10 protein-coding genes and 2 pseudogenes are annotated in these 13154 nt (G+C 69.1%); 8 read left to right on the top strand and 4 right to left on the bottom strand.

What is annotated here, in order from left to right; all coding sequences use genetic code 11:
* Positions 1 to 24: 24 nt before the first annotated feature.
* From ACXIZN_RS40370 to ACXIZN_RS40360, 3 genes are all read left to right on the top strand, one after another.
* A complete protein-coding gene (locus ACXIZN_RS40370; protein WP_457960006.1) occupies positions 25 to 1176 on the top strand; it encodes an ABC transporter ATP-binding protein in 1152 nt (383 codons plus the stop codon).
* Positions 1176 to 2060 carry an ABC-2 transporter permease gene (locus tag ACXIZN_RS40365; RefSeq protein ID WP_005150670.1) on the top strand — a complete coding sequence of 295 codons (885 nt, stop codon included), beginning with the start codon at positions 1176 to 1178 and terminating at the stop codon, positions 2058 to 2060. The genes ACXIZN_RS40370 and ACXIZN_RS40365 overlap by 1 nt, the downstream gene beginning before the upstream one ends.
* 124 nt (positions 2061 to 2184) lie before the next feature.
* Entirely contained in the window at positions 2185 to 5907 is a 3723-nt protein-coding gene (locus ACXIZN_RS40360; RefSeq protein WP_457960005.1) for an ABC transporter ATP-binding protein, read from the top strand.
* Between the two features lie 261 nt (positions 5908 to 6168).
* On the opposite strand, the gene ACXIZN_RS40355 is transcribed toward ACXIZN_RS40360, so the two are convergent.
* Positions 6169 to 6480, bottom strand: a complete 312-nt coding sequence (locus ACXIZN_RS40355; RefSeq protein ID WP_457960004.1) for a hypothetical protein — start codon at positions 6478 to 6480, stop codon at positions 6169 to 6171.
* 74 nt (positions 6481 to 6554) lie between these two features.
* Between ACXIZN_RS40355 and ACXIZN_RS40350 the strand changes: the two genes are divergently transcribed.
* Positions 6555 to 7124, top strand: coding sequence for a DUF4291 domain-containing protein (locus ACXIZN_RS40350; protein ID WP_457960003.1), 570 nt, complete (start codon positions 6555 to 6557; stop codon positions 7122 to 7124).
* On the opposite strand, the gene ACXIZN_RS40345 is transcribed toward ACXIZN_RS40350, so the two are convergent.
* Entirely contained in the window at positions 7121 to 7387 is a 267-nt protein-coding gene (locus ACXIZN_RS40345) for a hypothetical protein (RefSeq protein ID WP_126735715.1), read from the bottom strand. The two genes, ACXIZN_RS40350 and ACXIZN_RS40345, sit on opposite strands and share 4 nt — an antisense overlap.
* 361 nt (positions 7388 to 7748) lie before the next feature.
* On the opposite strand from ACXIZN_RS40345, the pseudogene ACXIZN_RS40340 reads away from it, so the two are divergent.
* The 3 genes and pseudogenes from ACXIZN_RS40340 to ACXIZN_RS40330 all read left to right on the top strand — a co-directional run.
* Positions 7749 to 7868: pseudogene (locus tag ACXIZN_RS40340) on the top strand (2-oxoglutarate dehydrogenase E1 subunit family protein); the annotation flags it as partial.
* Between the two features lie 369 nt (positions 7869 to 8237).
* Positions 8238 to 8912: pseudogene (gene kgd, locus ACXIZN_RS40335) on the top strand (multifunctional oxoglutarate decarboxylase/oxoglutarate dehydrogenase thiamine pyrophosphate-binding subunit/dihydrolipoyllysine-residue succinyltransferase subunit); the annotation flags it as partial.
* A gap of 126 nt (positions 8913 to 9038) precedes the next feature.
* Entirely contained in the window at positions 9039 to 9827 is a 789-nt protein-coding gene (locus ACXIZN_RS40330; RefSeq protein ID WP_457960002.1) for an SMP-30/gluconolactonase/LRE family protein, read from the top strand.
* Here the strand turns inward: ACXIZN_RS40330 and ACXIZN_RS40325 are convergent.
* Together ACXIZN_RS40325 and ACXIZN_RS40320 are read right to left on the bottom strand one after the other, a co-directional pair.
* Positions 9824 to 10540: a hypothetical protein gene (locus ACXIZN_RS40325; protein WP_457960001.1), complete on the bottom strand. Its 717-nt coding sequence runs from the start codon at positions 10538 to 10540 to the stop codon at positions 9824 to 9826. The two genes, ACXIZN_RS40330 and ACXIZN_RS40325, sit on opposite strands and share 4 nt — an antisense overlap.
* A 132-nt stretch (positions 10541 to 10672) precedes the next feature.
* Positions 10673 to 12238 carry a S8 family serine peptidase gene (locus tag ACXIZN_RS40320; protein ID WP_457960000.1) on the bottom strand — a complete coding sequence of 522 codons (1566 nt, stop codon included), beginning with the start codon at positions 12236 to 12238 and terminating at the stop codon, positions 10673 to 10675.
* Between the two features lie 393 nt (positions 12239 to 12631).
* Between ACXIZN_RS40320 and ACXIZN_RS40315 the strand changes: the two genes are divergently transcribed.
* Positions 12632 to 13147, top strand: coding sequence for a GNAT family N-acetyltransferase (locus tag ACXIZN_RS40315; RefSeq protein WP_219148607.1), 516 nt, complete (start codon positions 12632 to 12634; stop codon positions 13145 to 13147).
* The last annotated feature ends 7 nt before the right edge of the window (positions 13148 to 13154 follow it).

Genomic DNA, 13154 nt, shown 5'->3' with positions numbered 1-13154 from the left:
CCTTCGTCAACAAAAGGGGACGGTATGCACGACGGCAGTGGCCGCATCGCGGTGCAGAACCTGAGCAAGCAGTTCGGTGCGGTCAACGCGGTCCAGAATCTGAGCTTCACGGTGGAGCCCGGGTCGGTGACCGGCTTCCTGGGGCCCAACGGGGCCGGGAAGACCACGACGCTCCGGATGCTGCTCGGGCTGGTGACGCCCACGAACGGCACGGCGACCATCAACGGGCGCCCGCACGACCAGCTGGGGAATCCGGCGCGGGTCGTCGGTTCGGTGCTGGAGAACGAGGGCTTCCACCCGGGACGCACGGCGCGGAATCACCTGCGCGTGTACTCGGCGGCGATCGGGATGCCGGATCAGCGGGTGGACGAGGTGCTGGGGCTGGTCGGCCTTTCGTCGGCGGCGGACCGCAAGGCGGGCGGGTTCTCGCTCGGTATGCGGCAGCGGCTGGCGCTGGCGACGGCGTTGCTGGGGAACCCGCAGGTGCTGGTGCTGGACGAGCCGACGAACGGTCTCGACCCCGAGGGCATCCTGTGGCTGCGGAACTTCCTGCGCGCGTACGCGCGTGAGGGGCGCACGGTGCTGGTCTCGAGCCACCTGCTGAACGAGGTGGAGCAGACGATCGACCAGGTCGTGATCATCAGCCAGGGCATGACGCGCTACAACGGCTCGCTGGACCAGTTGCGCAAGAGCAACCAGTCCCGCGTGCTGGTTCAGTCGGCTGACGCGAACGGCCTCGTCTCCGCGTTGCAGGAGGCGGGGATCACGCAGGTCTCGCCGATGCCGGACGGCCGGGTCGCGGTGTCGGGCGCGACGGTGCAGCAGATCGGTGACATCTCGGCCAAGGCGAGCATCGCGGTCTACGGCATGCAGGAGGAGACCGCGGATCTGGAGCGGATGTTCTTCCAGCTGACGCAGGGCCAGTACGCCGCGCCGCCGCCCGGGTTCCAGCAGGGCCCGCCGCCGGGCTACCAGGGTCCGCCTCCGGGTTACCAGGGCCCGCCGCCCGGATATCAGGGGCCGCCTCCCGGCTACGCGCCGCAGAACACGCCGCCGCCCGGTTTCGCGCCGCCGCAGCAGCAGTTCCAGCAGCAGCAACCGCAGTATCAGCAGGCCCCGCCTCAGCAGCAGGCGCAGCAGCAGGGCCAGAACGAGGGCTGGGGAGGCCAGGGCTGATGGGCAACCTGATCAAGGCGGAGTTCCGCAAGACGCTCACGCTCAAGGCGTGGTGGGCGCTGATGATCCCCGCGGTGGTCTTCGCTTTCGCGTTCGCCCTGTTCTGGGGCATGGTCACCAACGACTTCAGCGACTTCCTCGGCCGCTCCGACACCCGTGAGCTGACCGAGGCGCTCGGCATCTCGACCGGCGAACTGCCCGTCGGGCTGCTCGCGCTCGGGCACGGCATCAACATCGGCACGATGATCCCGATCATCTTCGGTGTCTTCGCCCTCGCCGGCGAATACACGAAGAAGACGATCACCACGACGTTCCTCACCGCCCCGAACCGGGTTTCGGCGTTGAGCGCGAAGATGATCACCTACATCGCCTGGGGCGCCATCTACGGCGTGATCATCGTGGGCGCGGCGAGCCTCGGCACCGTGATCACGGTCGACAGCCAGCGCCTGCCGACGGCGGGCCAGTGGCTGGGCGTGCTCGGCGCCGGTGTCCTCGCGACCATCCTGGCGACCCTGTTCGGCATCGGGGTCGGCGCGGTGTGGCGCAGCGTGGTCGGCAGCATCATCACGCTGACCATCTGGATGCTGGTGGTCGAGAACGTGCTGGTGTTCGTCATGTTCGGCGCCGCCGACATCACCTGGCTGGGCGGCGTCCTGCCGAACGGCACGGTCAACGGCATCGTGGGCGCCATCGGCGCCGAGGCGTTCGGCGCCGCCGGGGTGAAGGTGCCCGGCCTGCAGGACGAGACGGCGTGGGCGCTGCAGTACGCGGCCGGTGCTCCCGGCGCGTTCTCGTGGTGGGCCTCGGCGCTCATCTTCTTCGGCTGGACGATGATCTTCTTCCTCGCCGGCTGGGCCGTGAACCAGAAGAAGGACATCACCTGAGTCACACTCGCACGTGACCTGAAAGGCCCCTTCATCGCGAAATCCGCGATGAAGGGGCCTTTCATCGCGTTCGGCCCTGCGCGAACCGGCCGATCCTGTCGGTGCGGACGCATAGGCTTGCGGGGTGACTACTGCTCCACCTCGTCCGCGTCAAGCCAGTCCGGCTCGTGAGACCGCCCCCGCGCCCACCGGAGGCTGGATCCGCCGCCTGGCCGCTTCGTGCTGGAAACATCCTTGGCTGGTCGTGCTCTCGCTGGGCGCGGCCATCATCGGCGTCGGGCTGCAGGCCGCCGGTCCGCTGCTGATCCGCGAGGCGCTGGACGACGCCGTCGCGGGCGACACCTCCCGGCTCGGCCTGCTCGCCACGGTGATGGCGGTGCTGCAGGTGCTGACCTTCGGCAACGCCTTCGCCCGCCGGTACGTCGGCGGGCGGCTGGCCCTCGACGTCCAGCACGATCTGCGCCGTCAGGTGTTCAACGCGGTCTCCCGGCTCGACGGCGGCAAGCAGGACGCGCTGCGCACCGGCCAGGTCGCCTCCCGCGCGATCTCGGATCTGCAGCTGGTCACGTCGGTCCTGATGCAGGTGCCGCTTTCGGCGGGTTCGGTGATCTTCGCGCTGCTGTCGCTCGGCGCGATGCTGTGGATGTCGCCGACGCTGACGTTGATCGCGATGGTGGTCGCCCCGGCGATCGCGATCATCATGGCGGTGAGCCGGAAGCGGCTCTTCCCGGCGACGTGGGCGGCCCAGCAGCGTGCGGCCGACGTCGCGCAGCAGGTCGAGGAGACCGTCACCGGCGTGCGCGTCGTGAAGGGCTTCGGCCAGGAAGCGCGCGAAGTCGCGAAGCTGGAGAAGACGGCGAAGAAGCTCTTCGCGGAACGCATGCGCGCGGCCCGGCTCTCGTCTTTGCCGACAGCCACCACTGCGGCGCTGCCGGCGGCCGGTCAGGTCGCGGTGCTGGCCGTGGGTGGTGTCCTCGCGCTGAAGGGCGAAGTCAGCCTCGGCACCTTCCTGGCGTTCGCGACCTATCTGTCCATCCTGATCGGCCCGGCCAGGATGATCTCCAGCCTCGTCGTGCAGGCCCAGCTGACCAGGGCGGGCGCGGAACGGGTCAACGAGCTGATCGACGCGCAGCCGGACGTCGTCGACAGCCCGGACGCGCAACCGCTGCCCGAAGGCCCGCTCGGCGTCCGGCTGGAGGACGTCTCCTTCGGCTACACGCGGTCGGATCCCGTGCTCGACGGCCTCACCCTGGAGGCCCGGCCCGGCGAGACGCTCGCGCTGGTCGGCACGGCCGGGTCCGGCAAGTCGACGATCTCCTTGCTGCTCCCCCGCTTCTACGACGTGCACAGCGGCTCGGTCCAGGTCGGCGACCTCGACGTCCGCGACGTCCGGCAGCGAGACCTGCGCAGCGTCATCGGCGTGGTCTTCGAGGAGGCGTTCCTCTTCTCCTCCTCGGTGCGCGACAACATCGCCTACGGCAGGCCGGACGCGAGCGACGAGGAGATCCGCGCGGCCGCGCGGGCGGCGGAGGCGGACGAGTTCATCCAGCGCCTCCCCGAGGGGTACGACACGCTCGTCGGCGAGCGCGGCCTCACGCTCTCGGGCGGGCAGCGGCAGCGGCTCGGCCTCGCCAGGGCACTGATGACCGATCCGCGCGTGCTGGTCCTCGACGACGCGACGTCCGCCATCGACACGGTCACCGAGGCGGCGATCCACGACACGCTGCGTTCGGTCACCGCGAGCCGGACGACGCTGCTGATCGCGCACCGCCGCTCCACCCTCGCCCTCGCCGACCGGATCGCCGTGCTCGACAAGGGCCGCGTCGTCGACGTCGGCACCGAGGAGGAGCTGCTCGCGCGCTGTCCGCTGTTCCGCGAACTGGTCGCGGGGCCGGGTGACGACGTCGAGGAACCACATCGTTGCGAAGGTCTCGACTGCGGACCCGCCGGGATCACCCCCGCGTTGTGGCCGGAGCAGGACAAGGCCGACGAGCTGGCGGGCGAGCGGAAGGGCTCGGGCGGCGAATGGGACGTCGACCTGCCGCCGAGCCAGGAGCTCATCGACGGCGTGCGGAAACTGCCGCCCGCCACGGATGTCCCTCGTCTGCCGGGCACGGACGTCACCGCGCCCGAACCGAAGTTCCGCCTCGGCCGCCTGCTGAAACCGGTGCGCGGCCCGCTGGCCGTGGTGATCGGGCTGGTCGCGGCGGACGCGCTGGCCACCATCGCGATGCCCGCGCTGTACCAGTACGGCATCGACGGCGGGGTGCGCGCGGGAGCGGAGGCGGTGATCTGGCTGGCCGCCGGCATCGGCGCGCTGGTGATCCTCACGGACTGGCTGGTGGTCTACCTCCAGACCAGGATGACCGCGCGGGTCGGCGAGACGGTGCTGTATTCGCTGCGCGTCCGCAGTTACGCTCATCTGCAACGGCTCGGACTCGACTTCTACGAACGCGAGCTGTCCGGGAAGATCATGACCCGGATGACGACCGACGTCGACGCGCTCTCGACGTTCCTGCAGACCGGTGTCGCGCAGGCCGTGGTGAGCGCGCTGACCCTGGTCGGGATCGCGGCGGCGCTGATGATCACCGACATCGGGCTGGCGGCGTACGCGCTCGCGGTGCTGCCGATCCTCATCGTGGCGACGGTGATCTTCCGCCGGGCGTCGTCCAAGGCGTACACCGAGGCCCGGGAGCGGGTCAGCGTCGTCAACGCGGACATGCAGGAGAACGTGAACGGGCTGCGGGTCGCGCAGGCGTACACGCGCGAGGAGCGGACGGCGGAGAAGTTCGCCTCACGCAGTGACGAGTACCGGCGTTCGCGGCTGCGGGCCCAGCGCTATGTCGCGACGTACTTCCCTTTCGCGGCAATGCTTTCCGGATTGGCCGAGGTGGTCGTGCTGATCGTCGGCGCGAACCGGGTCGCGGCGGGCACGCTGTCGGCCGGTGTGCTGGTGGCGTTCCTGCTCTACCTCGGCCAGTTCTTCTCGCCGATCCAGCAGCTGTCCTCGGTGTTCGACGGCTACCAGCAGGCGCGGGTCGGCCTGACGCGTATCGGCGATCTGCTGCGCACGCCGACCTCCGTTCCGGCGGCGGAGAACCCGGTGCCGGTCCCGGAGCGGCTGCGCGGTGAGGTCTCCTTCAAGGACGTCGATTTCGCTTACACCGCAACGGATGATCCCGCGCTCAAGCAGCTGACGCTGGAGGTCGCGCCCGGGGAGACCGTCGCCCTGGTCGGTGCGACGGGCGCCGGGAAGTCGACGGCGGTGAAGCTCGTCGCGCGTTTCTACGACGCGACGGCCGGTGTGGTCCGGATCGACGGCACCGACATCCGCGAGTACGACCTGGGCGCCTTGCGCACGCGGATGGGCGTGGTGCCCCAGGAAGCGCATTTGTTCTCGGGGACCGTCGCGGACAATGTGCGCTACGGCAGGCCTTCCGCGACGGACGCGGAGGTCGAGGAAGCGGTGCGGTCCGTCGGCGCGCTCGACGGTGTCGCCGCGCTCCCGGCCGGTTTCCACCAGCCCGTCGGTGAACGCGGACGGTCTCTTTCGGCCGGGCAACGGCAACTCGTCGCCCTCGCCCGCGCCGAACTCGTGGACCCGGACGTCCTCCTGCTCGACGAGGCGACCGCGGCGCTGGACCCGTCCACCGAAGCCGCCGTCCTGCGCGCGACGGAACAACTCGCGCGCCGCCGCACGACCTTCGTGGTCGCGCACCGCCTCGCCACCGCCGCCAAGGCGGACCGGATCGTGGTGCTGGACCACGGCCGGATCATCGAACAGGGCACGCACGCGGACCTGGTCGCGGCGAACGGCCACTACGCGCGCCTTTGGTCCCTCGGCTGAGCGGTAAGGACGGTCATGTCTCCGGTACCTCCTTCGCATGACTGAACGGACGACACCCGTGCCGGGAGGGACGACACGCGTGACCAGGCGGTCGGCTCGTGGCGGAACCAGGCCACGCTCGTGTCGTCCCCCTGATCACACGTGCCGTCCGCCTGATCACGCCTGACGTCCATTCAGTCACCCGAAACCGCCGTCACTCACCCGGGAACCCGGCTCCGGCGAAGCGTTCCGACCCGCATTTAGTCCTCTGAATGCGGGTCTTCACGCAACGGCGAGATCGAGCTGGAACTGCGCCCCCGGCGCCTCCGGCTCCCATCCACGAGCCAGCGCCAGCCGGATGGCCCGTTCGACATCCGAAGGCCGCACGGCCTTCGACGGCACCCCCATGTAGTTCAACGGGTGCGCGTGATCCGTCCGGACCACCAGCACCGCACCCCGCGCGTCCTCCGATTCCACCCCGTACGAAAGGAAAGACCCGCCGTCCTGTGCGTAGGTGGGCTTCCGCCGGACGATCCACCGGTAAGCGGTGTCGTCGACGACGATCCGTCGCGATCCTTTGCGCAGCAATGCCATGAAGCCAGCATGAACCGGCGGGCAAGGGAATTTCGGTCGCACGCGCCCCAGGCACCTGTCACGCTGTACGGGAAATGAAAGAAGAGATCCCGGCGCGGCAGATCCGCGCCGTACACACCGAAACCACGATCCGCGTCTATCAGGCGTACTCGCCGGCCATCGCCGACGCCGCACTGAAGGCGGGCACTTTCGTGCCGCCGTTCAAACGCGAACGCATGACGTGGATCAAGCCGTCCTTCCTCTGGATGGCGTACCGCTGCGGCTGGGCGGCGAAGCCCGGCCAAGAGCGCGTACTCGCCCTCGACATCACTCGCGAGGGCTTCGCCTGGGCGCTCGAACACGCGGCGCTCAGCCACTACGACCCCGACGTCCACGCCGACCGGAAGACGTGGCAGGCCGAGGTCAAGGCCAGCCCGGTCCGCATCCAGTGGGATCCGGAACGCGGCATCCGGCTCGGCGCGCTGAAACACCGTTCGCTCCAGATGGGCCTGAGCGGCGAAGCCGTCGATCGCTATGTCGACAAGTGGATCACGGCGGTCACCGACATCACCCCGCTCATGCGCGAGGTCGGCGCCCTGGTCGCGGCGAACCGCATCGAAGACGCCGAAGCGCTGCTACCCGCGGAGCGTCCGTACCCCGGCTAAGGCCGCCACTTGAGGCCGCTCATCCCGGCGACCTCGAGGTCCTGAGGTGAAGCCCAGCGGACGGTCCCCGGCCGGACGTGCACCCCGGCCGTCACCGTCCAGTCCGGCTCGTCGGGCTCGACGTGCTCCATCTCCTTGAAGTCGTCGAGCGTCGGCCAGACCGCCGAGCACGAGTCGCACATCAGCACGACCTTGCCGGACTCGGTGACCAGCGGGCGCACGCGCCCCTCGTCCCAGAACGACGGGCACTCGTCGAGCCACATCGGCTGCCACCACCTCGCGGGCGATCGGCGGCCGGCACGACACCGGCCGCATCCTCCACCCAGCGAAACCCCCCGACGTGAACTCCAGGCTGTCCGCGCACGACGACCCAGCCAACCTTTACCGACGAGACAGTGACCTGACCTGCACGGACGGTGAAAGTGACAGCAAAGGTCCCTTGCTCCCCCGCCGGAAGCGGGCTCGGTCGATTTTCGGTCTCTTGATCGAGACAGTGACCCATCACCTAGTGCGCCACGCCTCACACAGGCCAGTTCCATCACACGGCTGCGACCGAGGGGGTTAGCCTGGTAGGCGCATCAGCGGTGTTCAAGATCTCGAGACGGATAGAGGCGAGTCCAAGCCGTGTCCAGCAGCAGCCCTGCGTCACAATTCGGCCCCAACGAGTGGGTCGTCGAGGAAATGTACGACCAGTTCCTTGCCGACCCCAGCTCAGTCGATGCCGCCTGGCACGACTTCTTCGCGGACTTCAAGCCAACGCAGGACGCGCAGACGAAGGCCGACGACGCGCGTCAGAACTCCGGAGACCCCGGCAATGAGGGCCCCGGCGCCAACGGCCAGGCCGCCGCCACGCCGTCGCCGCAGACAGTCCGCAACGCCGAGTCCACCGCGCAGCAGACCGCTCCGAGGAACGCCCCCGCGAAGGCCGCTCCGAAGACCGAGGCGAAGGCGGCGGCACCCAAGGCCGCGCCCAAGGCCGACCCCAAGGCGGCCGAGAAGGCCCCCGCCAAGCCCGCCGAGAAGGACGCCGAGCCGGAGTCGAAGCAGCTCCGCGGCGCGGCGGCGGCGATCGCGAAGAACATGGACGCGTCGCTGTCCGTGCCGACGGCGACGAGCNGCCAGCTCTCCGACGTCGTGCTGCTGCTGCCGCACGGCCACGAAGGCCAGGGCCCCGACCACACCTCCGGCCGCATCGAGCGCTTCCTCTCACTGTGCGCCGAAGGCTCGATGACCGTCGCGGTCCCGTCCACCCCGGCGAACTACTTCCACCTGCTCCGCCGTCACGCCCTCGACGGAGTCAACCGGCCGCTGGTGGTCTTCACCCCCAAGTCGATGCTGCGCAACAAGGCCGCGACCTCGGCGGTCGAGGACTTCACCGGCCAGTCGAAGTTCATGTCGGTCATCGATGACGCCGATGTCGACCCGTCGAAGGTGCGCAAGGTCCTGCTGACCTCGGGCAAGCTGTACTGGGAGCTGGTCGCCGAGCGCGCGAAGCGCGAGGCGAACGACGTCGCGATCGTGCGTGTCGAGCAGTACTACCCGCTGCCGAAGAAGAAGCTGGTGGCGGCGCTCGAGCGCTACAACGGCGCCCCCGCGGTCTGGGTCCAGGAGGAGCCGGAGAACCAGGGTGCGTGGCCGTTCTTCGGCCTGAACCTGCCGCGGAAGCTCCCGGAGGTGTTCTCCAGCCTGGACGTCGTGTCGCGTCGTCCGATGGCGGCGCCGTCGGCCGGTTCGTCCAAGGTGCACGAGGTCGAGCAGAAGGCGCTGATCGCGCGCGCCTTCGACTGATCGCCTAGAAGTCCGTGAAGGCCTCCTTCCCTACTCTCAAGGTAGGGAAGGAGGCCTTCACGGCGTTGAGGTGTCGAAAACGGCGGGCCCCGTTCGTGTAGTGGGCAAACGACCGAAGGAGACACCATGAACACCCTGCTCGACGGCCTCAAGCTCCCCGAATCCGCTCGCTGGCACGACGGCCGTCTCTGGCTGGCGAACTGGGGCGGCGGGCAGATCCTCGCCGTCACGCCCGGCGGCGAGAGCGAAGTGATCGCGAACGTGCCGAACGCGATGCCGCTCACCTTCGACTGGCTCCCCGACGGCCGGCTGCTCATCGCCGACGGCCCGAACGCCCGCCTGCTCAACGCGGACCTGAGCACGTACGCGGACCTGAGCCCGGTCGCCTCCCTCTGGAACGAGGTCGTGGCCGACGACCGCGGCAACGCGTTCGTCAACGGAATGAACGACTTCCAGGCGCCCGGCGTCATCGCCGTCGTCACCCCGGACGGCGAGGTGCGCCAGGTCGCCGACGGCATCCTGTTCGGCAACGGAATGGCCGTCACGCCCGACGGCGGAACACTGATCGTCGCCGAGTCGTACGGCTGCAGGCTCACCGCGTTCGACATCGCCGAGGACGGCTCGCTGTCCGGCAGGCGGGTGTGGGCCGACCTCGGCGGTGACCACCCGGACGGCATCTGCCTCGATGCCGGCGGCGCGGTCTGGTACGCGGACGTGGCGGCCAAGCACTGCGTCCGCGTCCGCGAAGGAGGCGAAGTGCTTCAGAAGGTCGAATCCGACCGAGGCTGCTTCTCCTGCACGCTCGGCGGCGAGGACGGGCGTTCGCTCTACGTCCTCGCCGCCGAGTGGCACGGCTGGGAGAACCCGTTCGGCGACGGGCCGACCGGGCAGGTCCAGGTCACCGAAATCGGCTAGCCGATCGCCTCGGAGGTCGCCTTGGCCATCTTCAGGGCGTTCTCCTTGCACACCGTCTGGTTGACCGTGCCGGACGGGTCGGGGCCGGTCACGATGATCTCGCCCTCGACGTTGCCCTGGTAGAACTTGATCTGGCACTGGCTCGACGAGTCGAGCTTGGTATGCACGGCCTTGGTCGCCTTCGCCATGCTGGGGATGAGCACGCCGCCGTCGGTCACGGCGTTCTCGACCCCGGCCTTCGCCCACTCCTCCCCGGCGCCCGAGCCCGGCTCCTTCGACTTCGACAGGTACATCGAGACGGTCGCCGAAGGCGCGTTGGGCTCACGCCAGCTGCAGGACGAACGGGTGTAGGTGATCTGGTCGTTCGACGTGCTCGCCGGCTCCTCGCCCTTCGGCGTTTCGAGCGGCGGCAGGTTCCTCACCTTGCTCCCGATCCGCTCGCAGGCGGGCATGGAGGTGTACTTGTCCGGCGGTCCGGTCTTCTTGGACGACGTCGGCGCCGCGGTCGACGACGAACCCGAGTCGGACAGCAGCAGGAAGGCCGCGACCCCGCCACCGCCGAGCAGCACCACCGCGCCGATGACGAGGCCGACGATCAGGCCGGTGTTCGACTTCTTGGGCGGCGGGGCGTATCCGGGCGGCGGGTATCCCGGATATCCCTGCGGCGGATACGGCTGCTGAGGTCCCTGCTGATAGGGCGGTCCGGGCTGCATGCGGAGAGGGTAAAGCCTCGCGAAGGTCCTTAGTGGACGAACGCGGCAACTGGGCGCCGAATCACTCTCGAGAGACGTGAAGGCCCCCTTCCCAGCAGGAGGAAGGGGGCCTTCACGTACTCCAGGGGTGGATCAGACGGTCAGCGACCAGCTGTTGAGGGAGCCGGTGTCGACCCGGTAGACGTCCTGGACCTTCAGCTTCCAGGCACCGTTGGCGGCCTCGGACGAGACGTTGGCGGTGTAGGTGGTGTTGATGTTGTCGGACGAGTCGTTGCTCGAACCCTTCAGGCGGTACGAGCTGCCGTCCGGCGCGACCAGGTCGATGACGAGGTCACCGACGTAGGTGTGCGTGATGTTCACCGCGACCTTGGTGGTGGCCGAGGCGTTGCGGGCGCAGTTCGCGACGGTGATCGTGCTGGTCACCGCGGCACCGGCGTCGGGGATGGCGACGACGCCGCTGTTGGTCTGCGTGCCGCAGGGGGTCGGCTCGGGGTCGGGGCCACCGCCGGCGCCCGTGTAGAGCAGGACGTTCGGCGAACCGGTGCCCGGGTTGGTCACCTTGTCCTTGGTGCCGTTGGCGACCAGCGCGTCACGGACCTGCTTCGGCGTGGCCGACGGGTTGGCGGAGGCGTACAGGGCCGCCGCGCCCACGACGTGCGGGGTCGCCATCGAGGTACCGCTGATGGTGTTGGTGCCGTTGTTCAGCCACGTCGACGTGATACCGCTGCCCGGCGCGAAGATGTCGAGGCAGGTGCCGATGTTGGAGAAGCTGGACCGCGCGTCCGTGTTCGTCGTCGAGCCGACGGTGATCGCTTCCGGCGTCCGGGCGGGCGAGACGTTGCAGGCGTTGGCACCCGTGTCGTTACCGGCCGCGACACCGTAGGTGATGCCTGCCGCGATCGACCGCTGGACGGCCTGGTCGAGCGTCGCCGAAGCGCCGCCACCGAGGCTCATGTTCGCGACGGCGGGCTTGACGGCGTTCGCGGTCACCCAGTCGACACCGGCGATGACGCCGGCGGTCGTCCCGGAACCGGAGCAGTTCAGCACGCGGACGGCGACGAGCTTGACGCCCTTGGCCAGACCGTGCGCGGTACCGCCGATGGTGCCGGCGACGTGGGTGCCGTGACCCTGGCAGTCCGTGGCGTCGTTGTCGTTGTCGACGGTGTCACGGCCGTGGGTCGCGCGCCCGCCGAAGTCGGGGTGCGTGGTGAGGATGCCGGTGTCGACGACGTACGCGGTGACGTTCGACGCCGTGGTGCTGTAGCTGTACTTCTGGTTGAGCGGAAGGCTCTGCTGGTCGACCCGGTCCAGGCCCCACGACGGCGGGTTCAGCTGGTCCGCCGAGATCGAGACGGTCTGGTTCTGCTCCACGTAGGCGACGGCGGGGTCGGCGGCGACGCGCTTCGCCTGCTTTTCGGTCAGCGCACCGGAGAAACCACGGACAGAAGACGCGAAGGTCTTCTCGACCGTGCCGCCGTGGCGCTGGGTCACGCTCTTCGCGGTGGCTTCGACCGACGAGCCGTCCTTCAGCACGACGATGTAGCTGTCCTTGATCGCCTTGTCGCTACCCGCGTTGACGATCGAACCCTCGGCCGCCGACGCGACGGTGGTGCCGCCCAGCGCCGTCAGCACGGCGACGGCCGCGGCCACGCCGAAGGCGGGCAGTCGTCTCTTCAAGGTTCCCAGGGAATTGTTCAAGATATTCCTCCCAGGCAGGGTCGACCCACGGGCATGAAGAAGCCCGCCGGATCGTTGGGGTGACTCAGAGGTGAAGCGCGTTCCACTTAGGAGCGCAGGCTGAGACTAAGTGGCGGATTCACCCCAAGGAAGACCTTGCATTACGGACATCCCGGTAGTAATGGACGTCGCGTCGGCGCAGCTCGGGCACCGTTCAGCCCCCGCCTTTAGTCGCGTTTTACCGCCGTACGGCCCACGAAGAATTGGGGATCCGCACATCTGGTGGTCGTTTTCCGTCCCCCCGGCCGTTTCAACGCCGTGGAACTACACACGGATGGCCGCCTACTAAAGTCGCGACCTCCGGCCGCGGAAATCGATTTCCATCCTACCTTCGGATGGAGCACACTCGGCCGCATGCTGCTCCGACAGGAAACCCCGGCCGACCGCGAGGCGATCCACGCCGTCCATCTGGCCGCGTTCGAGAAACTCAGTGTCCCGGTGGTCGAGGCGAAACTCGTCGACGAACTGCGGGAGGACGGTGACCTGATCGGCGCACTGTCCATCGTGGCCGAACGCGAAGGGAAGGTCGTCGGGCACGTGTGCTGCAGCCCGGCCGTACTCGGCTCGGACGAGAAGTCGGCGGTCGGCCTCGGCCCGCTCGGTGTCCTGCCCCAGTACCACGCCTCCGGCGTCGGCTCCGCGCTCGTGCACGCCGTGCTCGGCGCGGCGGACGCGCTCGGTTACGGCGCAGTGGTCCTGCTGGGCGACCCGAACTACTACTCCCGCTTCGGTTTCGTGCTCGCCGCACAGCACGGGATCACGCCGCCGGTCGCGGAATGGGCGCCGCACTTCCAGGTCCGCACCCTTCGCGCGTACACGCCCGGCCTTCAGGGCGAGTTCCGCTACTCGCCCGCTTTCGACCGCCTCTAGCCCCTCC

The sequence above is a fragment of the Amycolatopsis sp. TRM77291 genome (assembly GCF_054166285.1).
Note: the sequence above shows the minus strand (reverse complement) of the source record. Positions and strands in the feature narration are given on the sequence as shown.